Below are 25,726 nucleotides of genomic sequence, written 5' to 3'. Positions count from 1 at the left end.
CCTGACCCAAAATGCGATCGCCGATTAATTGATAGTTGATAATGAATAGTTGATAGTTTACATTGAAAATGCGATCGCCTTAGCGTTAATTGAGATATGTTAAAAGTTTTTTGCTACTAAGCACCTTAAAAGGAAGATCAGCAATTTCATGAAGAAAATGGCGATTCTCTGAAATTAGATAGGGAATATTATTTGTTTCTAAATGGGCGGCGATAACAGCATCTCCTTTCTTTGCACCTTGTTTTTCCCACTTTTGGACTAGGTGAGATGGAGCTAGAGCATAATCCCACGTTGTATTTCGAGCAGTGGATAAAGCCAGCATGACACCGCGTATTTCATTCTCATTTAAGTTACGCTGCAATTCAATGAGAACCTGTAGGAGAAGATAGACATTAATTTTATGGAGTTTTTCAAACAGCAAGATTTGACAACTCGAATAGGTTGGATCTTGACGAAGAGCAAAGATAAATTGGTTAGTATCTAGGGCTATAAGTTGATTATGGATAAAGTTCATTGACGATATTTTCTCTTAGCTCACGCAATGATTGAATAGTTTTTTCTGATGATTGATCGAGTGTACCTTCTTTTGACAAACGATCGCGGTATTCCTTGGAGATTCTTTCTAATATTTGGCGGGTAGTAGATTGGGCATCTAAGCCTTCCGTAATTAGATTAGTTAGTAATTCTTCGGTTTTTTGATGATTGGCAATAGCCATTTTTTGGATTTGATCATAGGTAGTTTGAGATAAAGACATCACAACGTTTACGACTGATTGAGTGGCTGTCATTTTTTTAAAATCTCCTGATTTTTGTTCATTTTAGCACACAAGCCAAGAACGCGATCGCCTCTCCCTGATTCCCAAAACCTATTATCCATTGAAAATGCGATCGCGGATTAATTGATAGTTGATAGTGAATAGTTGATAATTATCCATTGTCAATTGTCTATTATCCATTGAAAATGCGATCGCTTCTAAATTTTAAACTTAACATTTACCAATTTTTCGGCTGAAAATCAGAATTATTGAGAATGGCAACGGTTTCCCCCGCTTGAGCTAATACAAACAATCCTTGGCGATAGGCATACTTATCGGCTCCTTCTTCAATTTCAATTCCTGCGACTGCTCCATAGAGTTGTTTATGGGCATATTCAGGAAAGAATTGTCGAAATTGTGTTAAATCTGCTCTTAAGTCTTTGACATCACTTACCCCCAAACTGCTTTTCACTTCCACCACTAAAACATGATGTTCATTGGTCACGAGAATATCAATTTCGAGGGTTTGTCCCTCTAATCTTTTTTTGACTCGTTGGCTAACTTGATGAACGGGAATCCCTCGTTTTAAAAAGATGGTTTCACAGGCAGGGGCCACCATATTTTCGACAAAACGCCCCCATTTGCCCCCCAGATCACCAATTTGCTTGTTAACAGCACTGATTTGCTTATTAACAGCACTGATTTCCTGGCTGACTTGACGAACTTCCTCACTAACAGCAAGGATTTTACGGTCAGTTTCCTTTAACTGCTGATCAGTTTCCTTTAACTGCTGGTCAGTTTGTCTTTGGGCCATTGCTAACTCGGCTAAGATTTGCCATACCTCTTCGGCAGTGGTTGTCATAGAGGATTGTTCTCCCTCAATATTTTCTACTCTCCATTTTACTGATATTCTTGGCGATCGCCCCTTAACTCTACATTATGAACCCCAAACAGGAAGGCTCTTTAAAACAGGATGGGAAACTGCGATCGCATAAAATATTTTAATAAGTTTTAGGTTGAAAATTATCGGGAATATCAAGTTCAAAAACTTGGTCATGAATACGGGCTACATACAATCCTTCTTGTAAAATTTTTTCGCGTAATCCATTGGACAAATCAACCGCCGCTAAAATGCCATAGAGTTGTTTATCTTTGTGTTCAGGAAAAGAGCTACGAAAACGTTGCAAAATACTTTTTAATTGAGCAATAGATTCTTCTCTTGCATGACTTTTAACCTCGACAACATAGGCAGTATTCAGATTGCCATTCGCATAGGCAAGGACATCAATTTCTATATGTTGTCCATTTTTACTAACTCTTACACTAGGACTAATAGTTTCCATTCCGAATTGTTGTTCCAGAATGGTGGTCATGGAAGGCAGGGCTAAACCTTCGGTAAAGCTGCCAAATTTCGCTCCAAGTCCCCCAATCTGTTTACCCAATTCTTTAAGTTGCTGATCGGTCTTCTTTTCCCGTCTCTTGCTTTCTTTCTGTTGTTCCTTGAGTTGTCGGTTAGTCTCCTGCTGTTGTAGGCTGGTTTCCTTGAGTTGTAGGTTGGTTTCCCTCAGTTGTCGGTCGGTCTCTTTTTGAGCTGTTGTTAATTCGGCTAAGAGTTGCCATACGTCTTCTGCTGTAGTTGCCATAATCTCTCTCTCAAATTTGTCAATCACTATTTTATCGGATTTTAAGTGATCGCTCCCCTAATCCTAAATACAAACCGCGATCGCCGATTAATTGATAGTGAATAGTTGATAATTATCTATTGTCAATTGTCCATTATCCATTATCCATTCAAAAAAGCGATCGCCTTAGCGTTAATTGAGATATGTTAAAAGTTTTTTGCTACTAAGCACCTTAAAAGGAAGATCAGCAATTTCATGAAGAAAATGGCGATTCTCTGAAATTAGATAGGGAATATTATTTGTTTCTAAATGGGCGGCGATAACAGCATCTCCTTTCTTTGCACCTTGTTTTTCCCACTTTTGGACTAGGTGAGATGGAGCTAGAGCATAATCCCACGTTGTATTTCGAGCAGTGGATAAAGCCAGCATGACACCGCGTATTTCATTCTCATTTAAGTTACACTGCAATTCAATGAGAACCTGTAGGGGAAGATAGACATTAATTTTATGGAGTTTTTCAAACAGCAAGATTTGACAACTCGAATAGGTTGGATCTTGACGAAGAGCAAAGATAAATTGGTTAGTATCTAGGGCTATAAGTTGATTATGGATAAAGTTCATTGACGATATTTTCTCTTAGCTCACGCAATGATTGAATAGTTTTTTCTGATGATTGATCGAGTGTACCTTCTTTTGACAAACGATCGCGGTATTCCTGGGAGATTCTTTCTAATATTCGGCGGGTAGTAGATTGAGTATCTAAGCTTTCGGTAATTAGATCAGTTAGTAATTCTTCGGTTTTTTGATGATTGGCAGTAGCCATTTTTTGGATTTGATCATAGGTAGTTTGAGATAAAGACATCACAACGTTTACGGCTGATTGAGTGGCTGTCATTTTTTTAAAATCTCCTTATTTTTGTTTATTTTAGCACACAAGCCAAGAACGCGATCGCACTCTAAACCTCAAATTTAAAAAGCGATCGCAGATTAATTGATAGTTTTGAAAAGTGATCGCTATCTCAACTCTCAGAAAAAGCGATCGCCTCTTCCCAATTAATAAAAAACGCGATCGCCTATAAAATACCTTTATGATAGAGTTACTTAAACTGTTACCAAAGTCACTGACGACATTTTTGTATGCAGTGGCGGCTTTATTAAGATTTTATGGAAACTCAGACACCATCCTCTTCTCATTCTTCCCCTTCACCACCATCGAAGGTCGCTTTCTGGTCTTTGTTCTGGGGTCAGGGTCTCTGGTGGCTAATCTCGGCCTTGAGTGGCACGCTGGAAATCAAAGCAGAAGGGAAACGACAGCAGCAAGAACACGAATTGAGAATGAAAACCTTGCAGCAAGAACACGAATTGAGAATGAAAATCTTGCAGCAAGAGAACGAGAGGCTAGACGGGATAATCTTGCAAACGAGGAAAGAGAACGAGGAACTCGCCATACTCGAATCCAAAATAGATGGATTATTCTCCAAATACAACATCAACTCGAAAGTTCACCAGACACCAGAGCAGCCTTGAGGGATTTTCTTGTATTTTTGCCGGAATATGGTGAGTAGAAGAGCGATCGCCCCTTACCGATTAGATAAAAAAGCGATCGCCTCTTAATTGATAGTTGATAGTGAATAGTTGATAATTATCCATTATCCATTATCCATTGAAAATGCGATCGCTACTTCATCAAAAAAGTTGATTCGCAATAACCCACAATCAGGTTATCATTTCTCATAGTTGGGTTGCGTTCCTTAACTCAATATACGAGATCGGCGATCGCACTAATTTATAGTTTTGATAAGAGAGATACCACACCATCCCAACAAACTACATTCCAACCCCCAATACCTTCATGGCAAGAAACAGAACCTATACCACCCCTTGCACTACTTCGCCTAGCATATTGGGTAGGAAAATAACCCTTTGGATAATCAGAGACAATTTCTGCATCCCATTGTAGTTGTTGTTCAAACTGTTTCCAAGTGTCATAATCTTCGTCTGAGTTTCCTCCTAAGCTTTTCCAGATCTGCTTTTGAGTGCTAAATCCAAAATTTCCTTCGCTATAATCAACCCAAAGTTGGTCAATATTTTTGAGGGTTGTATCAGGCAATTCTCTGCATAGCTGATACCAGTCTTTATAGACTCTCTGTATCATTACTGAGTAGAAAAGCCAAGCAGTTTCTTCATCAGCTTTTCTCCAATTACCTTGATCTAAATAATCCTCTAATTGATCACAAAAATTATCTTGTGATAATTCACCTTCTAATTTCCTCAGTTCATTTTCTAATGCCCTATCTGCCTCTATATTGTATTGAACTGCTAACATCTCAAAGAATCCCTGTCTGAATCGTTCTGGATTACCTTTATCAGCAAACAATAAACGGAAAATCTCTTGCCATTGTTCCCCACTTCTATTTGTTTCATTTTTCCATAACTGATTTAATTTCTCATGAGCTTTTCGATATAAACCATAAACCTCTGATTCTTTAGGAATTTGAATATTGACAATAACATGAGGCAAAATCCGCGAAACACGATAAGATCGATCTTCTTCTCTAGGCTCAGGACTCATCTCAATTAATCCTAAATCTAATCCTCGTTGTAATTGCTGTTTATAATTAGGAAGTGACTCACAAACCACTTCTAAAGCGGTCATCGGGACGGGAATTTCATAAACTAAACAATGACTTAAAACCTGTTGTAAAGGTTTATCAATAAGCTGATAAAGTTCCTCCCAAATAATTCTATCCTTCCATAGTTCGGGACTTTGTTCTAATTCCGTTAATTTAGTTTCTGCATCTTGTTTCCCTAAAACTTCAGTATTGAGAAACTCCAATAATCGAGGATTACCATCTGCTAAAATTAACGCCTTTTCTCGTACATCTTCAGAGATTTTATTAGAGTTAAAATTCTTTAAAAGATTGAGTTTTTTAGTTAGTTCAGCTTTTTTCAACGACTCTAATCCTTGTTCATAGAAAGAATCCAACAACTCTGAATCAAAGCGATAACGACAAGTAATAATCACGCGATGTCTAGTTCTTGTTTCTCGAATTGCCCAAATTAAAGCCTTTAAAATTATAGCAACTTCAGGCTTTAGAATATAACGACCTTCTCTCGGTTCCAGATTCCATTCAAAATCATCAAAAATAAATAAAAATGGTTCTTCTCCCAAATCTTTTAATTGACTAAAAAGATTAGTAAGTTTAACTTCTAAACCGTCATCTATTGTTTTCAAATCTGTACGAACTTTTCGTAATTCAGGCTTAATTAATTTAGAAGATAACTTTGTAATCAGCTTCGGTTCATCAATTTGTCGCCACCAAAGAATTTTTTCAAAATCAGGCAAACGATCCCACAAACGAGAAGCGATACTACTTTTTCCTAAACCGCCCATACCATGAAGTAAAACCCCGACTTTTTCCCAATCCGTTTTCAAAGTCCGTAAACAATTTTGTAACTGACGACGACGACCGACAAAATTTTCTCGACTAATCACCCTTAATCGCTTCTCATCATCTCTAAACTCCAAAGACATTATCGGTATAGGTAATTGTTTCCGTCCAGGTTTCTGTAACGTAGTCACTAAAGCCCCTGGTAAAATACCTGCTACATATAATCTTAATTTATGCCAATCCCTTGCTTTTTTCTTAATTAACGTCTGATAAGTTGATGCCAGAGCCTCTAATATCGTTCCCCCTTGCGATAACTCCGAATACAAACCACTCGCCGCCGCCGTCGCATCCGTATCGCGGACAGTTTCACCCCAACCTAAAACAGCCGTTGCTCCCAGATTTAATAGCTCCTCTGCCATCGAAGCAACGACAGGATCAGATGCACGACCCGTCCGACAACCCGACAGAAAAATCAAAGGTGGAACAGAAGATTTCAGCGCGTTAATAATTGCCGATGTATCGCTATCAACTCGATTACCATACTCATTTTCTGTCAAAAAATAAGGCTTTTGATTGTAAGTTGCATGACCCGTTAAATGAAAAACATCAAAATAATTTTTCTCGTATTCTCGAACCAAATAACCCAACTCACTCAAACAACCACTTTCTTCGACTTGTAAATTAACAGGAGTACGTCGAGTCGCGGCTAAAATTTGTCCTTCTTCCGCTTCATAATCCAATACAGGTTCCACACCTAACGGCGAAGTTGCCATAAAAAGCACATTTAAAGCCCGATTAGCAGGTTTATTTTCTTGAATTAAAGCCTGAGAATTTGGCTGAGTAACCCATCGAATCGGAACGATGCCTGGTGTTGTCTCAACTAGAAACTTTGTGCCATCGTGCAGGATTTCCCAGGGTAAATGAGCTAATCCCTCACTGGCTGCTATGGCTAAAACAATTCCCTCTCGTCGGTGTTGATTTAACGCCTGTGCTAAATAGCGATCGCTACCATCTAACCAGTTATAAAGAGCCTGTCCTGTCCTAGCGTACTCCTCTGGCAACCGAGTATAGTAGTCAGTGTCCGAAAGCCTATTCAAATTAGCAATCTGGGCTAAGGGTAACTGACGCGATTGATATTGGTTTGGATTATCCCAAAAATAACGAAATTCAGCATAATCTTTGCCAACAGGCTTAAGGTCAATGTGTAAGATTTTCATTAAGCTTATTTCTCCTCTAAAATTGCCTGAATTTGGGCAACTGTTGCATCCTTCAGCAATAAGCGTTTGCCATTAGGCGCGACAATCAAAACTTTCTCAATTTTAGCCCCACCTGAAGACTGTTGATATTTCTGACTCCACTTGTGAAGTTGCTCGGCTATGGTTATTGTACCGCCCACAATCCCGACAATAGTGGCGATTATGGTCAGTATTGCTTCTCGTTCTACTTCGTTTACCGTTTCGTAGCAGCCCTCTAAGCCTTGAATCGTTAGAAGTTCCTCGGTCGCTGGAATCGCATCTGTACCAATAATTTCAATTTTCATCGGTGGCTCTCAGATTGTTTTCTAAAAGGATAACAGAATTCATCAACGTATAGTGACGGTTTCCTTTTTCTGTACAGAGCGATCGCGTTTTTTTATAGTTAAGAGGCGATCGCTTTTTTATCGAAAAAAGTTGGAAAGGCAATCTCCGCTTTGATAAGTTAGCTTGATAAAAGGAAACCGAACTAATAGCTTTGAGGTTGAAAATTTTCAGGAATATCCAGTTCAAAAACTTGGTCGTGAATACGCGCAACATAAAATCCCTCTTGTAGTGTTTTTTCGCGTAAATCGGGAGACATATCAACCGCCGCCAAAATCCCATAGAGTTGTTTATCTTTATGTTCAGGAAAAAAGGTACGAAAACGTTGTAAAATACTTTTTAATTGAGTAATAGATTCCTCTCTTGCATGACTTTTGACCTCGACAATATAGGCAGTATTTAGCTCACCATTGGCATAGGCAAGGACATCAATTTCTATGTGTTGTCCACCTTTACTAACTCGTACACTGGGACTAGTCGTTTCCATGCCAAACCTTTGTCTGAGAATCTTTTCCATTGAGGGAAGAGCAAGACCTTCGGTAAAACTACCAAATTTTGCACCGAGTCCCCCAATTTGTTTACCTAATTCCTTGAGTTGGCGATCAGTTTGTTTACCCAATTCCTTGAGTTGGCGATCAGTCTCCCTCTGTGCCTGACTAACTTCCTTCATTTGTAGTCCTGTTTCCTTCTGTACCTGACTAACTTCCTTAAGTTGTAGGTCAGTTTCCTTTTGAGCAGTCGTTAATTCAGCTAGGAGTCGCCATACGTCATCTGCTGTGGTTGCCATAAATTACTTACCTTTGTTATTTTTGGTTTCCTCTATTTTAATGGATTATCCGCGATCGCGTTCCCAACGGACAATTATCAACTATTCATTATTAACTATCAATTAATCGGCGATCGAATTTTTCTCGAAAAATTTGGAAAGGTAATCTCCGCTTTGTAAGTTGGCTTGATAAAAGAAAACCAAACTAATAACGTTGGGGTTGAAAATTTTCAGGAATATCCAGTTCAAAAACTTGGTCGTGAATACGCGCAACATAAAATCCCTCTTGTAGTGTTTTTTCTCGTAAATCGGGGGACATATCAACCGCAGCCAAAATCCCATAGAGTTGTTTATCTTTATGTTCAGGAAAAAAGGCACGAAAACGTTGCAAAATACTTTTTAATTGAGTAATAGATTCCTCTCTTGCATGACTTTTGACCTCGACAATATAGGCAGTATTTAGCTCACCATTAGCATAGGCAAGGACATCAATTTCGATGTGTTGTCCACCTTTACTAACTCGTACACTAGGACTAGTCGTTTCCATGCCAAACCTTTGTCTGAGAATCTTTTCCATTGAGGGAAGAGCAAGACCTTCGGTAAAACTACCAAATTTTGCACCGAGTCCCCCAATTTGTTTACCTAATTCCTTGAGTTGGCGATCAGTTTGTTTACCCAATTCCTTGAGTTGGCGATCGGTTTGTTTACCCAATTCCTTGAGTTGGCGATCGGTTTCCTTCTGTGCCTGACTCACTTCCTTAAGTTGTAGGTCAGTTTCCTTTTGGGCAGCCGTTAATTCAGATTGTCTAGTCGTTAATTCAGCAAGGAGTCGCCATACATCGTCTGCTGTGGTTGCCATAGATTATTTACCTTTGTTACTTTTGGTTTCCTCTATTTTAATGGATTATCTGCGATCGCGTTCCCAACGAACAATTATTAACTATATTCATTATCAACTATCAATTAATTGGCGATCGCATTTTAAATTAACAACTATCAACTATTCATTATCCATTATCAACTTGGCCACACTTTGGGTTCAAATTTCAGGTTTAAGGCGCGATCACTTAAGCTTAATAAAATTGTATCATTTTCTGATATTCGTATTAAAGAACAATCGATCCTTTGCCCTGTTAACGGATGGGTTCAGAACAGTTTCCCTGAACGATTACAACAAATCATATCTTGCTGAAATCTTTGCTGGGTAAGAGTTTTACTTTGATGAGAAAAAATATTAAGTTTTGTATGCGATCGCCCTAATATCTTCACGTTTAGACTTTACCCAACCCGCGTTAGAATCAGAAATAGACTTCCTAGCTTGAATTAGGATCTCAAAAATCATTAAATTATGGGACAATTATCACCAAGATAACCTCCCCCTTGGGTGCGTAGCTCAGAGGATAGAGCATCCGCCTTCTAAGCGGACGGTCGCAGGTTCGATCCCTGCCGCACCCGTATTTTGAATATTGAGCTTTATTTTTGTTTGGTGGGCAAGCGTAGGGTTGCAGGACTGAGAGGACAGAGAATGTGATTCAGTTTTCGTAGTTGTTCGACTGTGCCTAAGCAAATCAGAGAATCCTCCTCTAGTAACAAAGTTTCTCCTGTGGGGCCAACAATCAGATCTCGATCTAACCGGCGAATGGCTAACACCAATGCACCCGATTGGGAACGCAATCTGGCCTCACTTAAACTTTGGCCAATATAGGGAGAGCTATCCGCCGTAATCCGAAATTCCTCCATATAAAAGGAACGTCCGGCTCCCGTGAGAATACCATCCACAAAATCGACCACCTGGGGTCTGAGGGCCGCTGCCGCCAAGCGTTTCCCCCCCGTGATATAGGGAGATACCACCTCATCAGCCCCAGCCCTTTGCAATTTTTGTACCGCCTCTTCTGTACTGGCTCTGGCGATCGCCCGAATCTTAGGATTAAGGGTTTTAGCAGAAAGCACGGTATAGAGATTTTCCGCATCGGAGGTCAAGGCCGCCACAATACAAATTGCCTGATCAATTTTGGCCGCTAATAGGGATTCATCTAAAGTGGCATCGCCGGTTAAGACTTGGTAGCCCATTGCCTTCGCTCTCTCGATTTGGGCTGTATCTGACTCAATAATCAGAAAAGGAATGCCCTCGGTCTGGAATTCCGCCGCAATTTGGCAGCCGGTACGTCCAAAACCACAGAGAATATAATGCTCTTTTAGCGTAGAAATCATTAGTCTCTCCTGTCTTTGTCGCAATCCTGCTTGAAAATAACCTTGAATGAAGGCTTCTGTAAAACGGTTGGCCATATAACCGATGGTAAATAGTCCGGCCAACACTAACAACATCGTAAAAACGCGGGATTTCGGATCTAAAGGGTGGGTTTCACCAAAACCAACGGTGGTTAAGGTAATGGTGGTCATATAAGCCGCATCAATCCAAGTCCAATGCTCAATAAATCTATACCAAAAAGTTCCTGCCAGTAATAAGCCGACGAAGGTCAGTCCTCCCCCCAATAGCTCTTGATGTAACCTTCGATTTTTTTGTTCTACGATATTTAACACGTTTTCTTGACTTCCTGGCTAAAACAACGGCTTAACCCTGGCCGAAACGGTGAGACTCGATTTAAGATCAACAAAAGGTTTCGGAGCGCAAATACAATCGCTACCCTCTAACCCCTAAGACTATATCCCTCAAAGCTCTTCCTACCCACTTGTTCAGGAGTTAATTGTGAGTCAACCAACCCTGCTTGACAATCCCGACGTTTCCTTCGCCTCCCTATCGACTGTTTCCCCTGATTTTAATCCAGAGGATTTTAATAATTATGTAATGAACACCTACGGACGCTTCCCGATCGCCATAACCAAAGGTAAGGGCTGTCGTCTCTGGGATACCGATGGCAAAGAATACTTAGATTTTGTGGCAGGTATTGCAACTTGTACTTTAGGTCATGCTCATCCGGCCCTCATTAAAACGGTGTCAGAGCAGATGCAAAAACTGCATCATGTTTCTAATCTATATTACATTCCTGAACAGGGAGCCTTAGCCCGGTGGATAGTTGAGCATTCCTGCGGCGATCGCGTTTTTTTCTGTAATTCGGGAGCCGAGGCCAACGAAGCCGCCATTAAGTTGGTTCGTAAATATGCCCATACCGTTTTAGACTTTCTAGAACAACCTGTTATTTTAACTGCTAAAGCCAGTTTTCACGGGCGCACCCTGGCCACTATTACCGCCACAGGACAGCCTAAATATCAGCAACATTTTGAACCCTTGATGCCCGGCTTTGCCTATGTTCCCTACAATGACATCAAGGCGATCGAAGTGGCCATTACCGATTTAGATGAAGGTAATCGGCGAGTGGCCGCCATTATGCTAGAGCCATTACAGGGAGAAGGAGGCGTTCGTCCAGGCGATGTGGCCTATTTCCAGCGATTACGGGAAATTTGTGACCAAAATGATATTCTCCTCGTCTTTGATGAAGTACAGTCGGGCGTGGGTCGAACGGGAAAACTGTGGGGCTATGAAAATCTAGGAGTAGAGCCGGATATTTTCACCAGTGCGAAGGGATTAGCGGGCGGAATTCCTATCGGAGCCATGATTTGTAAGAAATTCTGCGATGTGTTTGAGCCAGGCAATCATGCCAGCACCTTTGGAGGCAATCCTTTGGTAACAGCAGCCGCTTTAACGGTATTGCAAACCATTGAAACAGATCATATTCTTGAAAATGTCCAGGCCAGGGGTGAACAGTTACGGGGTCATTTAAAATCTTTAGCGACAAAATATAGCCCTTTATTTACCGATGTGCGGGGTTGGGGTTTAATTAATGGGCTAGAAATTAATGCCGAAAGTCCGATTACGTCAATGGATATTGTCAATGCAGCTATTAAAGAGGGGCTGCTATTAGCACCCGCCGGGCCAAAAGTGTTGCGCTTTGTCCCCCCCCTAATTGTAACGGAAACGGAAGTTACCCAAGCGATGACCCAATTAGATAAGGCGATCGCCAATCTGCACAATTCTTAACCTTTGTGTCCCACCTCAAGAGAGGGTAAGCTATGGAGATAAGGCGATCCCTCTTAGTGTCCTACAATGAATTTATCTAGCAAACCTGACCGTTATTACAAATTATCAGCTTCTGAACCTGATTGGGAGCGAGAAAAATTAACTACTTGGTGGCAGCCCTCTAAGCAATTAATTAAGTCTATTCGTCAATACCAAAAATGGCAGAATCGTGGAGTATTTGGGCGGATTATTCAAAAATATACGGTTCTTGAACATCGGTTTTGGAGCGTCGTTACCGGTTCAGATATTGCCATTACTTGTCGAATAGAAGGAGGTTTGGCTTTACCCCATCCCAATGGTATAGTTATCAGTCCTAGTGATACCATCATTGGCCCTAATTGTTCGATTTTGCACCAGGTGACGATTGTTGGGGGCGTTACCCTGGGCGGTAATGTGCAGATTGGTGCAGGTGCAAAGATTATTCGTCCCGTTACCATCGGCGATCATGCTCGTATTGGGGCCAATGCTGTTGTTGTTTGTGATATTCCCTCCGAGGCCACAGTGGTAGGAATTCCAGCAAAAATCATTCGAGAAACGCTACCACCGAGTAGTGAGCAAGAAGTCTAGGAACCTAAGACTCCGGTTTTTGATAGCCTAGACGGATCATGCCTGGCGGTACAGTAATTTCTGTGCTGGCTCCAGGAGCTTGCAGTTTGACTCGCAGTTCACCCTGCTCAGTAATGCCGATAATCTTTCCAGGGGAACCGTCTAATACAATAGACTGATTAAGATTCACAAAATAGTCCAGATAACCTTGAACAATACTAGTGATACCTTCCTGGGAATAACGCTGAAAACCGATGTATAAGCCCTGTAAAACGATCGCTGCTAATTGTTCTAAATAGTTGATTGAGGGGGTTGAGAAGGAGAGGGAGGTTAAATATTGGCTTAGTTGAATACCCATATCGGGAACCGGATTTTCCCAGTTAATGCCGACTCCGATGACGACTTGAGAAAGATGGTTTTGGCTAATTTTGGTTTCACATTTAATGCCCCCTAATTTACGACTCTCTAAAACTAAATCATTGGGCCATTTTAGACCGACGGGAATATCATATTGTCGTAACAGATGGGCGATGCCCCAGGCACTCCAAAGGGTGACTTGCGTTGCCGCTTGTGCTGTTAAGTTCAGATCTAAAGCCAAAGATAAATATAAACCGCCTCTTTCAGATTGCCAACTACGCCCCCACTGCCCCCGTCCTGCTGTTTGTTGTACCGCGATCGCCGCGATCGGAGGGGTTTGGCCCTGGGCAATAGCCTCCCAAAGAGCTTGATTGGTAGAAGGGATAGATTCAAACAATAACAATTTTAAGCAGTCTTGCCAATCCGCATTGAGAAGAGCCGCAATTTCAGCTAATAGTTTTTCCTGATCCAAGGCCATCGATTGATTTCCGTCTTAAACTAAACTCTAGCAAGCAAGGATTTTCTATGACTAATTCCCCTGTACTTTCAGATTGGCAATGGCAAGAATGGCAAGGCCGAAGCTATCTGACCTGTAGTTTACTGCAAGAATGGCAGCATGGTTTCTTTACTCAAGATTTCTATCCTGATGTTCCAGAAACCTTGGTCGCTGTTTTACAACCCCAGTCCACCGTTTTTCGCGTTAAACAGGTACATGGTGATCGCCTTTTAACACCCACAGAAATTCAGCAGGTTAGATCTACTGGGGAAAATGAGGAGAGTTGGCCAGCCGCCGATGGGATCATCAGTGATCACAGTCAACAAGCGGTTTGGGTAGCCAGTGCCGATTGTACTCCAGTTTTGGTAGGGGATAGGGTCACAGGACGAGTCTCTGCGATTCATGCTGGTTGGCGTGGTACTGCCCAAAGCATTGTTCCTAAAGCTATTCAGCGTTTTCTAGCCTTGGGTAGCCAGTTATCCCATTTACGGATTGCAATGGGGCCAGCGATCGCCGGTAGTGTTTATCAAGTGGATCAAGGCGTAGCGGCAGAGGTGGGGGCTAGTTTATTTCCAGATGTTCCCAAACCCCCTACAGAAATTTTAGAAATACTTGCTAACCTGACAGAGCCGCCTATTTTATCTGACCCTGAAGCAGGAAAAGTTCGCTTAGATGTGCGCCGTATTAACGCCCTACAACTCGATCAACTCGATCTTCAACCCGACCAAATTGCGATCGCTCCCTACTGTACCTATCAAATGCCCGAACGTTTCTTTTCCTATCGTCGTACCCATGAAAAAAAAGTACAATGGTCTGGCATTATTAGTGGGCAAGGAAAATAACTTTCCCATCATTCTGTCGTTGGTTAGTTAGGGTCAAGGTTAATTATTATAGAACAGAAATTCTAAATTTGTTCTGTAGCAAGGGTTTCAGGTTTTAGTTCACGTAATACGGGGTAAAATTTAACGGGATTAACAAGTTCATTTTACGAGTCTTCCGGCTTTTAGGCGTGATAGTACATACGGAATTGCCTCAAAAAAACCCTTTAAAATGTTCTTTAAATCCCTAAAAGGCTTGCTGTGTCTAAAACTGAGAATTGCTGTATTTTCTCTTTGATAGCTGGCAACACCTCCTTGATTTTATGCTTGAGCGGTTTGACCCTCTTCCCACTGCCAACTCTTCCTAGTTTTTCAAATTTAGAATTGCTGGATGTCAATAAGGTGACTTTGCAAGGATGGCTAAATTTTTTATAATGGTTTTCTCTGGACACCTTAGATCCATTTGGGAGAAACTATAACGTGGTTGACACTAATCTAGAATATCTAGCAGAGACGGATCCCGCGATCGCTGAGATTATTGATCGGGAATTACAGCGTCAACGCATTCACCTTGAACTGATTGCCAGCGAAAATTTTACTTCCCCGGCGGTTCTAGCTGCTCAAGGGTCGGTTCTCACCAATAAATATGCGGAAGGTTTGCCTGGAAAACGCTACTACGGCGGCTGTGAATTTATTGATCAAGCAGAACAGTTAGCCATTGATCGCGTCAAGCAGTTATTTCGTGCTGCCCACGCCAATGTTCAACCCCACTCTGGAGCCCAGGCTAATTTTGCTGTCTTTTTAACACTCCTGCAACCCGGTGACACGATTATGGGCATGGATCTTGCTCATGGTGGCCATTTAACCCATGGTTCTCCCGTTAATGTTTCTGGAAAATGGTTTAAGGTTCACCACTACGGGGTTAGTCCAGAAACGGAACAATTGGATTATGAGCAAGTACGGGAATTGGCCCTTAAAGTGCGTCCTAAATTATTGATCTGTGGCTATTCTGCCTATCCGCGTACCATTCATTTTGATAAGTTTCGGGCGATCGCCGATGAAGTAGGAGCTTATTTATTAGCCGACATTGCCCATATTGCCGGATTAGTTGCCACAGGCCACCATCCCGATCCTTTACCCCATTGTCATGTAGTGACCACCACCACCCATAAAACCCTGCGCGGCCCCAGGGGGGGATTAATTATGACCAATGACGAAGAACTGGGCAAAAAATTAGATAAAGCCGTCTTTCCAGGTACCCAGGGTGGCCCTTTAGAACATGTCATCGCCGCTAAAGCCGTTGCCTTCGGAGAAGCTCTCAAACCGGCTTTTAAAACCTACTCTGGTCAAGTCATTGCCAATGCCCAGGCACTAGCCAGCCAATTAACCCAACGCGGCTTCAAAATTGTTTCCGGTGGAACGGACAATCATTTAATGTTGTTAGATTTGCGTTCCATTGGTATGACTGGTAAAGTGGCAGATCAATTAGTCAGTCAGGTGCATATTACGGCCAATAAAAATACCGTTCCTTTTGATCCCGAATCTCCCTTTGTGACCAGTGGTCTCCGTTTAGGTTCGCCCGCTATGACAACTCGTGGACTTAAGGAGGCAGACTTCCAGGAAATTGGCGATATTATTGCTGATCTGCTGCTCAATCCCGATGATCCAGACATGAAAAAAGCTTGTCTGCAACGGGTGACAGATCTTTGTCAACGTTTCCCCCTTTATCCCCATCTTAAAATTCCTCTGGCGGCTATCGCCTAGGGGATTTATCAGTTTTGCAGACTAGATAACTTTTAAAGTAACCAAAAAGCCAATTTTAGGGTACACTCTAGTCTCAAAGACTCCCTTAGGAAAGCCCCGAACAATGCTAGGAGAACAATACTACTTTATTGCCTTTTTTCTCTCCGTTGCGGTTGTTTGGTGGTCAACACCGATCATCAAGCGTGTTGGTCTCAAGGCTGGTTACGTAGATAAACCCGATGCCCGTAAAATGCACCAGCGACCGATGGTACGGTTGGGAGGAGTTTCTATCTTTGCTGGTTCCCTGACAGCCCTAATTGTTGTTTGGTCATTAGGGGGTTTTGGTGTACTTCCCCCCAATCGAGAATGGGAAGTTTGGGGAGTGACTCTCGGTGGATTAGCTTTTTTTAGTATCGGTTTAATTGACGATTTATTTAGCCTCAGCCCAATTTCCCGCTTAGTTGCCCAAACTGGAGTTTCGTCTCTGGTATGGACGATGGGGGTGCGAATTGATTTTGTCACCCTCCCTTTTATGAGTCTGGTGCATCTGGAGTGGTTGAGTTTACCGATTACGGTGCTCTGGTTAGTCGGCATGGCCAATGCTATTAACTGGATTGATGGGCTGGATGGCTTGGCGGCGGGTGTTTGTGGCATTTGTGCTGTCGTCTTATTTGTTCTCTGTCTATTTATGGAACAATCGGCGGCGGCCTTAATTGCGGTTGCCTTGGCTGGGGGGGCCTTGGGGTTTCTGCGCTATAACTTTAATCCGGCTCAGATTTTTATGGGAGATGGCGGGGCCTATTTTATGGGTTTTACCCTGGCAGGGGTAGCGGTGATTGGATTAGTTAAAATTGCTGCCGTGACCACCGTTGCCGTGACAGCCGTGCTTTTACCCTATTTGGTTTTAGCGGTTCCTATCCTCGATATGTCGGTGGTGATTCTCTCTCGCTTGAGCAAAGGCAAGTCCCCTTTTATTGCTGACAAGGGTCATCTCCATCATCGTCTGATTAAGGCGGGCATCTCCCACCGTCTCACCGTTTTATTTATCTATGCGTTGACCCTTTGGGCTGGTAGTTTGGCCCTCGGATTTTCCAATATTCCCAGTGGTTGGGGATTTGCGATCGGTGCCACCTTTTTGTTGATTTATTTAGGTTGGCAGGTTTGGCGCAATAGTCGCAAGGCTGATGATTAGTTTTTTTCTGGCAATATTTTGACTTCTCTTTACCTAACTTAATATTTATGAGAGTAAGCCATTAATTGTTAATTAACTTTTGTCAAAAAGCCTTGTCACAAGCCGAGGGAATCTGTAAATTATAAATATGAAGCAATAAAGCTTCGCTGGCAGATCAAACAGCCAATCTCAAGAGCCAAAAACGTTAGTTTATAAAGAGAGGTAAAGTCGCGCTGTTTATTGTTAAATCTGTCTTGTGCCAACCGACAACGCCCAATCCGAAAACAGTATATTCCCTTTGTTAGTTAAAATGGGAGATTAAGCAACTCTATGTTGAGTTGGATCTCTGAGTAGTGAAGTGGTAGATAAGGGATGTAACTGGAGAGTAGGTTTTGGGTGTTGTTGTGTGTTAAGCCTTTTTTCCCGATCTTGGTTTACGATACATAAAAAGGACTAGGAAAACTGGAAAGATTCGATCATGCGTCTTAATTCAAAGTCCAAAAATCTTTTACTGACAGAAATTGATGAACTCAAAAAAGTTCCCCATGGAACCACTGTTTATCCAGAGGCTCAACGTTTAATCAAACAAGCCCAGGGCAAAGTCAAGTAAAGTTGAGGTTTATTTTCGGTTTGGAAAATTGAACGGAAATACATTATAAAGGAATATTAGTCACAAATCTTTACAATTCTCCCCAGTCAATTCTGCGATCGCATGAATCAATCATCAAACCCTTTACCGTCATCAACCCTGTCTCGTCGTACTGCTTTAAAATTGCTCAGTGTTGGTACTGTGGGAGGAGCCTTGGGCTATTCCAGAATGACGAAACCCCAACCGTCAATCTACCAATTAGATCGGTTAACCTTGCCTAGTCAATTAAGCCAAGAGAAGTCAGTGGTGATCGTGGGGGCGGGATTAGCGGGGTTAGCTAGTGCCTACGAATTGAGTCAACGGGGTTTTAAAGTAACGCTTTTGGAGAAGTCCCCAAATTTAGGGGGTAAGGTTGCGGGTTGGACAGTGCAGGTCGGCGATGAAACTTTCCAGATGGAACACGGTTTTCATGGCTTTTTTCCTCAGTATTACAATCTCAAAAGTATTGTTAATGAGTTGGCGATCGCCGATAATTTTAAGTCTTTAGATTTTTATTCCTTGGTATTTAAAGGAGATACTTATCAACCCGAAGTTTTTCGTCCCAGCCATTCGGCTTTTCCCTGGAATATTGTAGATTTAGCCATTTCCTCCCCTAATCGTCTCAAGTGGGGTATTAATTTAACTAAAATTTCTCATTTAGAAGTTTTTCGTGCTATTACAGGCTTTCAGATTCCCAAAAGTTACGATCGCCTGGATGGAATTTCTGTTTCGGAATGGGTAGAAGGCGGTTTTCCCCAGGGACTTTATGATCTCTATTTTTTACCCTTTGCTAAATCCAGTTTGAACGCCCCCGATGTTCTCAGTGCAGGGGAATTAATGCAATTTTTTCACTTTTATTTCTTTGGTAATCCAGAAGGTTTAGCCTTTAACGGCACAAAAGACGATATGGTGACGAGTTTAGTCATGCCGATGGTTAAAGCCATTGAAAAAAACGGTGGCCAAATTATCACTGAAGCTCAGGTTAGTAAAATTCATTGTGAACAGGGAAAAATAAATTCTCTCAGTTATCACCAAGGCGAATCGGAAAGTGCGGTTCCTTTTTGGGTGACAAAAAATGAGCTTATTAGCAACGAAAAGAAAAATTATTACGGCGCAGGCGATCGCGTTTTTTTAGCTAATTCTCAACAAACGGAAGCGATTTCTTTAACTTGCACTCATCAAGGTTGCACCGTAGCCAAAAAAGCCGATGGTAAATTAGTTTGTCCCTGTCATGGTGCGGTTTATGATGCTAACGGAAAAGTGTTACAAGGCCCTGCCAAACGCAATTTAGCCCGTTTTAAAGTGCAGAAAGCCCAAGCCGATGAAGTGCAGTTAGTTACAGCTAATCCTAGTAATAATCAAGATCAAACCTTGCAAGCAGATTATTATGTTTTAGCGGCCGACGTGGTGGGAATGCGTCATCTTAGCGATTTAATGACGGGAGAAACAACCCCTTGTCAAGCTCAATTAAAAAACCTGGCGATCGCCGATCCCTTTGCCGTTGCCCGCTTCTGGTTTGATCGAGATTTTGACTGGGAACATAGCAATTTTGCCTCTCTTTCGGGTTATCAGTTAACCGATAGTATTACCCTTTATCATCGTATTCAAGAGCAATTTATTAACTGGCATCAACGCACGGGGGGCAGTGTGGTCGAACTCCATGCCTACTGTTACAAAGAAAAGGAATTTCCGACCCAGGAAGCCTTGTTAACTACTTTTGAGCAGGAATTATACGAAATCGTCCCCAGTTTAACCGACGCTCAGATGTTGCACCGTGAATTAGTCAATCAAAAGAATTTCTCTGGTTTTCCGCCCCATAGTTACCGCGATCGTCCCTCTACGGAAACAGAGGTGAGCAATCTCTTTTTGGCGGGGGACTGGGTGAAAATGCCTTTTCCCTGTGGCTTGATGGAGCGGGCGGTTAGTAGTGGCTTATTGGCGGCCAATGCGATCTGTCACGAAGAGGGATTACAGCGACGGGAACTATTAACAGTAATGCCCGAAGGAGTTTTAAAAATTTAGTTGTTTTTTGGCTCTGAGCTATGTTAGACTCAAAATTGCTCAAAACGCGGATGTGGCGGAATTGGTATACGCGCACGTTTGAGGGGCGTGTGGCTTTGCCTTACGAGTTCGAGTCTCGTCATCCGCATTAAATTAGTCAGTCTTGTTCTCAGGACTGGCTTTTTTGATGATCATTCACAATTTGTCGGTTACGATCAATGACAGTTCTGTTTTGCGAGGAGAGGTTATGATTAGCCGCGAACAACTCAAGTTAGAAATTGATCGAGTAGATGATCATACGTTAAGTATTCTGTCTCAGATTGTGATGGCTTTAAAATCTCCGACAACTCTAGAACTGAACTGGTCTATGAATAATCCTCTTAAAAATAGTGTTATTTATGAAGGAGATATTATTAGTCCCATTAATGAAGTTTGGGATGTTGAACAATGATTATTGCAGACTATCCCGTTAAAAATTTTAAGGGCGATCGCTATTTGTTGTTTTTGCTAAAATTGGAAGGTATGGTATTATCAAATTTGAAATCGAAGTTTTACGCAAAAGTCTGATCGCAGATGATCGTCGAAGCTTTTCGACAAATAACAAAACTTAATAAAAGTTAGCGATCCCACTAGAGTTTGGAATGTGGTTGGTCATGGCTAACGAAATTATAATAATTGGGTGTGAGATAATTACTTGATAAGAGAAATATTGAGTTTGCTTTTGCTAACTCAATCTACATATCGCCTATCACACTATTAATGAATCTTCTCAAGTTCAAATTCTAGCCGAAGTAGGTCTTTTTGATAATCCTTAATAGCTTGATCCACTAAATAGTTTCTATTACTTCCTTCCCAAATTTCCATCCCTTTCTCTGAGAAAGGTAGAACGATACTGTGAGCGACAGCCATTACGCACTGAAATCGTTGACTCAAATCACGACATTCAGTTGGGGCTGAACCAATACAAGTTGCTTGAGAATACAAATCTGTTATCTGTGGCTCTAGTTTTGACATGGAATCTATATAATTGGCCTCAATTAATTGACCATTAATGAATCTTTCTCTGAATTGAATCGCTTTTTCAACAATAGGTTTCGTAATATCTAAGATGCAAATCATAGCATCCAGATAAGCTTCTTTTGTTAGTTTATAAGAATCTAGAATATTTGCCTGCTCTTCATAGCCTTTGTTCCAGTCAATAACGGTTTCTTCATCAATGTTTTCACCCTCTAACTTTATAGGTGAAAACTCTGAGGATAATCTCTTACTAATCCATTCAGTTCTACAAATCCAGTTTACTGAACTAATATCATCTAAAGAGAGATACAGAAATAGCCAAATTACGTGAGCCTCCTTTCCTTCCCAGTGTAATTTTACCTGCTTATTTCTATGATATTCTCGTGCTTTCAACTCGGCAGTAATTTTTTTTGAGATCTCTATAATGTCGGGTTTTGCGTATTCCTTGGTCAGAAGAATGTTTGCGGAATATCTTTTTGCCCCACCATGACTAACATCCTGAAATGAAAGGATTGTATAACCATTAGTTGCAGTCAATTTTCTACTAAACTCTTGAATTCTTTCAAGCGATAGAGCATCGATCTTCTGTGCAAAAGGAATAATAAGTTTCCATCCTATACCAGTCTTCTGGACATTACTGCTATTAACTGCCTGCCAATAGGCAATTTGTTCATCATCTTGATATAGGACAATCATGACAGGCAATGAGTGTTGCTGCCAGTATTCTAAATGCTCTCTGTCGCCACGAAAGACAAAGCCATCGCTAGTTTTCTCTCTGAACCAACTCTCTCCAGATTTGATCTGAAGTGCAATTAATTTACCTGTTGCTGTGTTATTCTCAACTACTTCAACATGAGCATCAATACCATAGTCTTCTATGGGTTGCTCACGAAAAATCCAACCTAATCTCTTAAAAAGTAATTGTGTTCCAGCAACACCAACTCTTCCAGTGTGTGATTTTGAATTAGCTTTCATAATTGAGTGCAATATTTGAAAATAGACGGGCTAATTATGTATTAGACGGAAAAATTTTGTCTAAGTATAATCTTAGCGAACAGTAGTCTGAAAGTCAAGTGCGATCAGTTTGCTTAACGATTCATTGCGTTCCTTAACCCATTCTACAGGAATAATAGCGATTTTCCATATGATCCTGAGATAATTAGTGATCGCTTTTTGGTTTAGGATTCAGAGTTAAAGAGCGATCATTGTCAGTCCCAATAAGAGTAATAATAGCGATCGCAGTGCTGAGTTTAGTTTTAGAGTTAAAGAGCGATCGCTTATTGTCCAGTTGTGATCCGTGCTAATCTAAAGATATTATGCGTACTGATACTATTTTTTATCAATTATTCCTAACCTTTAACTCTCTTCTCTTTGAATTGTTGGGAGAACCTGTTGACGATGCGGTTCATTACCAATTTATCTCTGCTGAAATTAAGGAAAAGGCTTTTCGTTTTGATGGGATTTTTATGCCAGATCGAGAAGATAAGCCCCTCTATTTTGTCGAGGTACAATTCCAAAATAAGCCTGATTTTTACTGGGAACTGATTGCTGAAATTAGTCTCTATTTGAATCAATATAAACCTGTTCAGGATTGGAAGGCTGTTGCTCTTTTTGCCCAACGTCGTTTTGAGGCGACATCTTTAACGCTTTACCAACAGGAATTGATTAATAGTGGTCGAATTTTGCCGATCTATTTAGATGAGGTGCGATCGGGTTCTATTGGAGTCGGATTGATTCAGTTAATTCTAGCTCAGGATGTTCAAGCTCCTGTTTTAGTCCAACAATTATTGGAAAGAGCAAAAACAGAAATTGCTGATCCTTTAGTAACCCACGATATTATAGATTTATTGGAGACGGTTTTGGTTTCCAAATTTGCCCAATTGAGCCGCGAGGAGATTCAAGCGATGTTTTTACTGAGTGATATTAAGCAAACACGGGTCTATCAAGAAGCTAAACAAGAAGGCCTTCAGGAAGGTCGTCAGGAAGGCCGTCAGGAAGGTCGTCAGGAAGGCCGCCAAGAAGGTGAAGCGCGGTTAGTTCTGCGTCTTTTATCCAAGCGTTTTGGTAAGATTGATGATCGCCGTGTTCAAGTGATTAATAGTTTGACTGTTGAGCAGTTGGAGGATTTGGGGGAAGCTCTGCTAGATTTCAGTGAGCTTGCGGATTTGGATAATTGGTTAGAGTTTCGGATTAGGGAATAAGGCGCGATCGCCTTCCATTTTTAGAACTTAAACAGCGATCGCGATTTGACACAAAAATCTGATCGCAAATTATCGCCGAAGCTTTTCGACACATAATAGAACTTAATATTAGAAAAGGTACAATAAAATGTTGATTCCCCTTTTTGTAAAACGGTCTGCTCTAACGAAATAGTATGCGTACTGACACAATATTTTATCAATTATTTCTGACTTTTCATTCTTTGTTATTTTGAATTGTTAGGACAGCCCCTTGAAGATGCAACTCATTATAAATTTATTTCTGCTGAAGTTAAAGAAAAAGCCTTTCGTTTTGATGGAATTTTTATGCCTGATAGAGAGGATAAGCCCCTCTATTTTGTCGAGGTACAATTCCAAAATAAACATGATTTTTACTGGGAATTAATTGCTGAAATTAATCTCTATTTGAATCAATATAAACCTGTTCAGGATTGGAAGGCTGTTGCTCTTTTTGCCCAACGTCGTTTTGAGGTGACAGCTTTAACGCTTTACCAACAGGAATTGATTAATAGTGGTCGAATTATTCCTATCTATTTAGATGAAGTGCGATCGGGTTCTATTGGAGTCGGATTGATTCAGTTAATCCTAGCTCAAGATGTTCAAGCTCCTGTTTTAGTCCAACAATTATTGGAAAGAGCAAAAACAGAAATTGCTGATCCTTTAGTAACCCACGATATTATAGATTTATTGGAGACGGTTTTGGTTTCCAAATTTGCCCAATTGAGCCGAGAGGAGATTCAAGCAATGTTTTTACTGAGTGATATTAAGCAAACACGAGTCTATCAAGAGGCTAAACAGGAGGGTCGTCAAGAGGGTCGCCAAGAGGGAGAGATTCGTTTGCTGATTCGTCAGTTATCTCGGCGGTTTGGCAAGATTAGCGATCGCCGTATTCAAGTGATTAATAGTTTGACGCTTGAGCAGTTGGATGATTTGGGGGAAGCTCTGCTAGATTTCAGTGAGCTTGCAGATTTGGATAATTGGTTAGAGTTTCGGATTAGGGAATAAGGCGCGATCGCCTTGGATTTTGAGAGCTTAAACAGCGATCGCGGTTTCACTCAAACATCTGATTACAAATTATTGTTTTAGCTTTCAACAAGATGAGGTAACTGCCATTGTAATATAGCGTTTTACGCAAAGATAAAATTGAATCTATGACCATTTCTCAATAAATGGCTAGAGACTTGCTCTTTTCGACAAAATATGGTTACATACTAACATAGTTTAAATCGGGGATTATGAAAGACTCAAATTTAGTTTCTCAAGTGCAAAGCTTGTCTTATCGAGAAAAACTTGACTTTCTGGTGTTGTTAGTAACTGAATTAAGAAAGGATGAAGAGGTAATCAATGAAGAAGCTTATTTAGCTCAACTTCGTAATTCTAATCAAGCGGCTCATCAATTAATGACATTGTTAGAATCGGAAAAAGAATTACAAAATGTTTGATTCTCAAAGGTTTAATTTTCAACCCAAAACTGATTTATTGGGGGTGATTGATTATATTCCTTATTTACCCTTAAGATTAACTTATCAAAATCAAGATTTGGATGTAATGGGATTGTTGGACACTGGAGCCAGTGTTAATGTTTTACCCTATCAAATTGGTTTACGATTGGGAGCTATTTGGGAAAAACAAACTATTTCTATTCCCTTAGCTGGTAATTTATCACAACAAGAAGCTAAGGGTTTATTAGTATTAGCAAAAGTTGGTCATTTTCCTTCCATTAGTTTAGTTTTTGCATGGGCGAGAGTTGATAATATTCCCCTACTTTTAGGAAGGACAAATTTTTTTAAGGAGTTTGATGTTTGTTTTTATAATTCACAATTAGCTTTTGAAGTATGTCCAAAGTAATAAAAATTTAAGAAGTTTTTAGGATGAGTTTATCTAAGCCTGATTAATCAGTTATTATCCTACAATCATGCTAGACTATGATTTAAGTAGCTGGTTGAAGTTAAATATGAAATGTGGGATGGGCATCTTGCCCGTCCACTGGATGGAAGCCTGTGACCCATCTGACAATTAATTAAGCCCACTTGCTTATGTGATTATTTGATTGACTATAGTTTTATCTTAACTATTTAGGGTTAGATAGTACGGTTATGGATGAAGCCAGATTACAAGCTTATCTTAATTTAATTGAACAGTTGCTCGCTTGTGCTGATGATGAGGAACTCAATAATATTCTGCAAGCAAATCAGGAATTGATTGATCCCGAATTTTTGCAGGTGATGGAAAACTATGCAACATGGTTAGAACAACAAGGAAATAATAATCCTGCGGCTTGGTTACGGAATATGGCGCAACAATTGGGGCAATATTTCAAGCCTCAAGCGGGAAGTATGAAGAAATATCAGGAGTTTTTATTAGAAGTCTTACAAGCAAAAGAAGAGAGTAATGATCCTGCGGTGGTTTATCCCATCCTAGAACGCCGTCAAAATCTGTTAGATGATACCTTTGCCAAACTGTTGCAACAATGGGGTAGAAATGTGTTTTCTCAAGGAAAGGCAGAAAAAGTAGCAGGTACTACCGAGGTAATTCAAAAATTTACTTTAGGTTTTTAATGGCTTATTAACAAAACTAATGAT

General features: G+C 40.8%; 27 protein-coding genes and 2 tRNA genes. 15 read left to right on the top strand and 14 right to left on the bottom strand.

What is annotated here, in order from left to right:
- Positions 1–85: 85 nt before the first annotated feature.
- The 6 genes from KA717_03030 to KA717_03005 form a co-directional block, all read right to left on the bottom strand.
- The gene (locus KA717_03030; protein UXE61918.1) at positions 86–514 is read right to left on the bottom strand and encodes a hypothetical protein; all 429 of its coding nucleotides are present in this window, start codon (positions 512–514) and stop codon (positions 86–88) included.
- A complete protein-coding gene (locus tag KA717_03025) occupies positions 498–788 on the bottom strand; it encodes a hypothetical protein (GenBank protein ID UXE61917.1) in 291 nt (96 codons plus the stop codon). Before KA717_03025 ends, KA717_03030 begins: the two co-directional genes overlap by 17 nt.
- 205 nt (positions 789–993) lie before the next feature.
- A complete protein-coding gene (locus tag KA717_03020; protein ID UXE61916.1) occupies positions 994–1,617 on the bottom strand; it encodes a DUF3782 domain-containing protein in 624 nt (207 codons plus the stop codon).
- A 139-nt stretch (positions 1,618–1,756) separates the two neighbouring features.
- Positions 1,757–2,398: a DUF3782 domain-containing protein gene (locus tag KA717_03015; protein ID UXE61915.1), complete on the bottom strand. Its 642-nt coding sequence runs from the start codon at positions 2,396–2,398 to the stop codon at positions 1,757–1,759.
- Positions 2,399–2,569: 171 nt separating this feature from the next.
- Positions 2,570–2,998: a hypothetical protein gene (locus KA717_03010; GenBank protein UXE61914.1), complete on the bottom strand. Its 429-nt coding sequence runs from the start codon at positions 2,996–2,998 to the stop codon at positions 2,570–2,572.
- The gene (locus KA717_03005) at positions 2,982–3,272 is read right to left on the bottom strand and encodes a hypothetical protein (protein UXE61913.1); all 291 of its coding nucleotides are present in this window, start codon (positions 3,270–3,272) and stop codon (positions 2,982–2,984) included. The genes KA717_03010 and KA717_03005 overlap by 17 nt, the downstream gene beginning before the upstream one ends.
- Before the next feature lie 193 nt (positions 3,273–3,465).
- On the opposite strand from KA717_03005, the gene KA717_03000 reads away from it, so the two are divergent.
- Positions 3,466–3,942: a hypothetical protein gene (locus tag KA717_03000; protein ID UXE61912.1), complete on the top strand. Its 477-nt coding sequence runs from the start codon at positions 3,466–3,468 to the stop codon at positions 3,940–3,942.
- A 221-nt stretch (positions 3,943–4,163) separates the two neighbouring features.
- Here the strand turns inward: KA717_03000 and KA717_02995 are convergent, their stop codons facing one another.
- The 5 genes from KA717_02995 to KA717_02975 form a co-directional block, all read right to left on the bottom strand.
- Positions 4,164–6,986: a GUN4 domain-containing protein gene (locus tag KA717_02995; protein UXE61911.1), complete on the bottom strand. Its 2,823-nt coding sequence runs from the start codon at positions 6,984–6,986 to the stop codon at positions 4,164–4,166.
- Between the two features lie 5 nt (positions 6,987–6,991).
- Positions 6,992–7,309 carry a hypothetical protein gene (locus tag KA717_02990; GenBank protein UXE61910.1) on the bottom strand — a complete coding sequence of 106 codons (318 nt, stop codon included), beginning with the start codon at positions 7,307–7,309 and terminating at the stop codon, positions 6,992–6,994.
- Positions 7,299–7,451, bottom strand: coding sequence for a hypothetical protein (locus tag KA717_02985; protein ID UXE61909.1), 153 nt, complete (start codon positions 7,449–7,451; stop codon positions 7,299–7,301). Before KA717_02985 ends, KA717_02990 begins: the two co-directional genes overlap by 11 nt.
- Before the next feature lie 40 nt (positions 7,452–7,491).
- On the bottom strand, positions 7,492–8,133 hold the full coding sequence (locus KA717_02980; protein UXE61908.1) for a DUF3782 domain-containing protein: 642 nt from the start codon (positions 8,131–8,133) through the stop codon (positions 7,492–7,494).
- A 184-nt stretch (positions 8,134–8,317) separates the two neighbouring features.
- Positions 8,318–8,971, bottom strand: coding sequence for a DUF3782 domain-containing protein (locus tag KA717_02975; protein ID UXE61907.1), 654 nt, complete (start codon positions 8,969–8,971; stop codon positions 8,318–8,320).
- Positions 8,972–9,494: 523 nt separating this feature from the next.
- Between KA717_02975 and KA717_02970 the strand changes: the two genes are divergently transcribed.
- Positions 9,495–9,567 (top strand) — tRNA-Arg (locus KA717_02970).
- Positions 9,568–9,585: 18 nt separating this feature from the next.
- Here the strand turns inward: KA717_02970 and KA717_02965 are convergent.
- Complete coding sequence (locus KA717_02965) at positions 9,586–10,653, bottom strand: potassium channel protein (protein ID UXE61906.1); 1,068 nt, start codon at positions 10,651–10,653, stop codon at positions 9,586–9,588.
- Positions 10,654–10,819: 166 nt separating this feature from the next.
- On the opposite strand from KA717_02965, the gene KA717_02960 reads away from it, so the two are divergent.
- Positions 10,820–12,109, top strand: coding sequence for an aspartate aminotransferase family protein (locus KA717_02960; GenBank protein ID UXE61905.1), 1,290 nt, complete (start codon positions 10,820–10,822; stop codon positions 12,107–12,109).
- 66 nt (positions 12,110–12,175) lie between these two features.
- Positions 12,176–12,715 (top strand): hypothetical protein, encoded by a 540-nt coding sequence (locus KA717_02955; GenBank protein UXE61904.1) that lies wholly within the window; start codon positions 12,176–12,178, stop codon positions 12,713–12,715.
- Between the two features lie 4 nt (positions 12,716–12,719).
- On the opposite strand, the gene KA717_02950 is transcribed toward KA717_02955, so the two are convergent.
- Entirely contained in the window at positions 12,720–13,529 is an 810-nt protein-coding gene (locus KA717_02950) for a biotin--[acetyl-CoA-carboxylase] ligase (protein ID UXE61903.1), read from the bottom strand.
- A gap of 47 nt (positions 13,530–13,576) precedes the next feature.
- On the opposite strand from KA717_02950, the gene pgeF reads away from it, so the two are divergent.
- The 6 genes from pgeF (at position 13,577) to KA717_02920 (ending at position 20,359) form a co-directional block, all read left to right on the top strand.
- Positions 13,577–14,389: a peptidoglycan editing factor PgeF gene (gene pgeF, locus KA717_02945; protein UXE61902.1), complete on the top strand. Its 813-nt coding sequence runs from the start codon at positions 13,577–13,579 to the stop codon at positions 14,387–14,389.
- Between the two features lie 456 nt (positions 14,390–14,845).
- Positions 14,846–16,129, top strand: a complete 1,284-nt coding sequence (locus tag KA717_02940; GenBank protein ID UXE61901.1) for a serine hydroxymethyltransferase — start codon at positions 14,846–14,848, stop codon at positions 16,127–16,129.
- 103 nt (positions 16,130–16,232) lie between these two features.
- On the top strand, positions 16,233–17,300 hold the full coding sequence (locus KA717_02935; GenBank protein UXE61900.1) for an undecaprenyl/decaprenyl-phosphate alpha-N-acetylglucosaminyl 1-phosphate transferase: 1,068 nt from the start codon (positions 16,233–16,235) through the stop codon (positions 17,298–17,300).
- 691 nt (positions 17,301–17,991) lie between these two features.
- The gene (locus tag KA717_02930; GenBank protein ID UXE61899.1) at positions 17,992–19,929 is read left to right on the top strand and encodes an FAD-dependent oxidoreductase; all 1,938 of its coding nucleotides are present in this window, start codon (positions 17,992–17,994) and stop codon (positions 19,927–19,929) included.
- A gap of 46 nt (positions 19,930–19,975) precedes the next feature.
- Positions 19,976–20,056 (top strand) — tRNA-Leu (locus tag KA717_02925).
- A 39-nt stretch (positions 20,057–20,095) separates the two neighbouring features.
- Positions 20,096–20,359, top strand: coding sequence for a hypothetical protein (locus KA717_02920; protein UXE61898.1), 264 nt, complete (start codon positions 20,096–20,098; stop codon positions 20,357–20,359).
- Between the two features lie 305 nt (positions 20,360–20,664).
- Here the strand turns inward: KA717_02920 and KA717_02915 are convergent, their stop codons facing one another.
- Positions 20,665–21,900: a DUF4365 domain-containing protein gene (locus KA717_02915; GenBank protein UXE61897.1), complete on the bottom strand. Its 1,236-nt coding sequence runs from the start codon at positions 21,898–21,900 to the stop codon at positions 20,665–20,667.
- A 341-nt stretch (positions 21,901–22,241) separates the two neighbouring features.
- Between KA717_02915 and KA717_02910 the strand changes: the two genes are divergently transcribed.
- The 5 genes from KA717_02910 (at position 22,242) to KA717_02890 (ending at position 25,702) form a co-directional block, all read left to right on the top strand.
- Entirely contained in the window at positions 22,242–23,126 is an 885-nt protein-coding gene (locus KA717_02910) for an Rpn family recombination-promoting nuclease/putative transposase (protein UXE61896.1), read from the top strand.
- 234 nt (positions 23,127–23,360) lie between these two features.
- A complete protein-coding gene (locus KA717_02905; GenBank protein UXE61895.1) occupies positions 23,361–24,149 on the top strand; it encodes an Rpn family recombination-promoting nuclease/putative transposase in 789 nt (262 codons plus the stop codon).
- Positions 24,150–24,445: 296 nt separating this feature from the next.
- Positions 24,446–24,586, top strand: coding sequence for a hypothetical protein (locus KA717_02900; GenBank protein UXE61894.1), 141 nt, complete (start codon positions 24,446–24,448; stop codon positions 24,584–24,586).
- The gene (locus KA717_02895) at positions 24,579–24,992 is read left to right on the top strand and encodes a retroviral-like aspartic protease (protein ID UXE61893.1); all 414 of its coding nucleotides are present in this window, start codon (positions 24,579–24,581) and stop codon (positions 24,990–24,992) included. The genes KA717_02900 and KA717_02895 overlap by 8 nt, the downstream gene beginning before the upstream one ends.
- A 248-nt stretch (positions 24,993–25,240) precedes the next feature.
- On the top strand, positions 25,241–25,702 hold the full coding sequence (locus KA717_02890) for a hypothetical protein (GenBank protein ID UXE61892.1): 462 nt from the start codon (positions 25,241–25,243) through the stop codon (positions 25,700–25,702).
- Positions 25,703–25,726: the final 24 nt, after the last annotated feature.

Source organism: Woronichinia naegeliana WA131, assembly GCA_025370055.1.
GTDB classification, from domain to species: Bacteria; Cyanobacteriota; Cyanobacteriia; order Cyanobacteriales; family Microcystaceae; genus Woronichinia; species Woronichinia naegeliana.
The sequence above is the reverse complement of the archived record's forward strand: the minus strand, read 5'-3'. Positions and strand labels throughout refer to the sequence as shown.

Coding starts and splice junctions, on each gene's coding strand:
- KA717_02980 (UXE61908.1), bottom strand. CDS start 8,133: ATGGCAACCACAGCAGATGACGTATGGCGACTCCTAGCTGAATTAACG.
- KA717_03005 (UXE61913.1), bottom strand. CDS start 3,272: ATGACAGCCACTCAATCAGCCGTAAACGTTGTGATGTCTTTATCTCAA.
- KA717_03000 (UXE61912.1), top strand. CDS start 3,466: ATGATAGAGTTACTTAAACTGTTACCAAAGTCACTGACGACATTTTTG.
- KA717_02975 (UXE61907.1), bottom strand. CDS start 8,971: ATGGCAACCACAGCAGACGATGTATGGCGACTCCTTGCTGAATTAACG.
- KA717_02910 (UXE61896.1), top strand. CDS start 22,242: ATGCGTACTGATACTATTTTTTATCAATTATTCCTAACCTTTAACTCT.
- KA717_02930 (UXE61899.1), top strand. CDS start 17,992: ATGAATCAATCATCAAACCCTTTACCGTCATCAACCCTGTCTCGTCGT.
- KA717_03010 (UXE61914.1), bottom strand. CDS start 2,998: ATGAACTTTATCCATAATCAACTTATAGCCCTAGATACTAACCAATTT.
- KA717_03020 (UXE61916.1), bottom strand. CDS start 1,617: ATGACAACCACTGCCGAAGAGGTATGGCAAATCTTAGCCGAGTTAGCA.
- KA717_02890 (UXE61892.1), top strand. CDS start 25,241: ATGGATGAAGCCAGATTACAAGCTTATCTTAATTTAATTGAACAGTTG.
- KA717_02955 (UXE61904.1), top strand. CDS start 12,176: ATGAATTTATCTAGCAAACCTGACCGTTATTACAAATTATCAGCTTCT.
- KA717_02950 (UXE61903.1), bottom strand. CDS start 13,529: ATGGCCTTGGATCAGGAAAAACTATTAGCTGAAATTGCGGCTCTTCTC.
- KA717_02995 (UXE61911.1), bottom strand. CDS start 6,986: ATGAAAATCTTACACATTGACCTTAAGCCTGTTGGCAAAGATTATGCT.
- KA717_02935 (UXE61900.1), top strand. CDS start 16,233: ATGCTAGGAGAACAATACTACTTTATTGCCTTTTTTCTCTCCGTTGCG.
- pgeF (UXE61902.1), top strand. CDS start 13,577: ATGACTAATTCCCCTGTACTTTCAGATTGGCAATGGCAAGAATGGCAA.
- KA717_02895 (UXE61893.1), top strand. CDS start 24,579: ATGTTTGATTCTCAAAGGTTTAATTTTCAACCCAAAACTGATTTATTG.
- KA717_02990 (UXE61910.1), bottom strand. CDS start 7,309: ATGAAAATTGAAATTATTGGTACAGATGCGATTCCAGCGACCGAGGAA.
- KA717_02920 (UXE61898.1), top strand. CDS start 20,096: ATGATCATTCACAATTTGTCGGTTACGATCAATGACAGTTCTGTTTTG.
- KA717_03025 (UXE61917.1), bottom strand. CDS start 788: ATGACAGCCACTCAATCAGTCGTAAACGTTGTGATGTCTTTATCTCAA.
- KA717_03030 (UXE61918.1), bottom strand. CDS start 514: ATGAACTTTATCCATAATCAACTTATAGCCCTAGATACTAACCAATTT.
- KA717_02915 (UXE61897.1), bottom strand. CDS start 21,900: ATGAAAGCTAATTCAAAATCACACACTGGAAGAGTTGGTGTTGCTGGA.
- KA717_03015 (UXE61915.1), bottom strand. CDS start 2,398: ATGGCAACTACAGCAGAAGACGTATGGCAACTCTTAGCCGAATTAACA.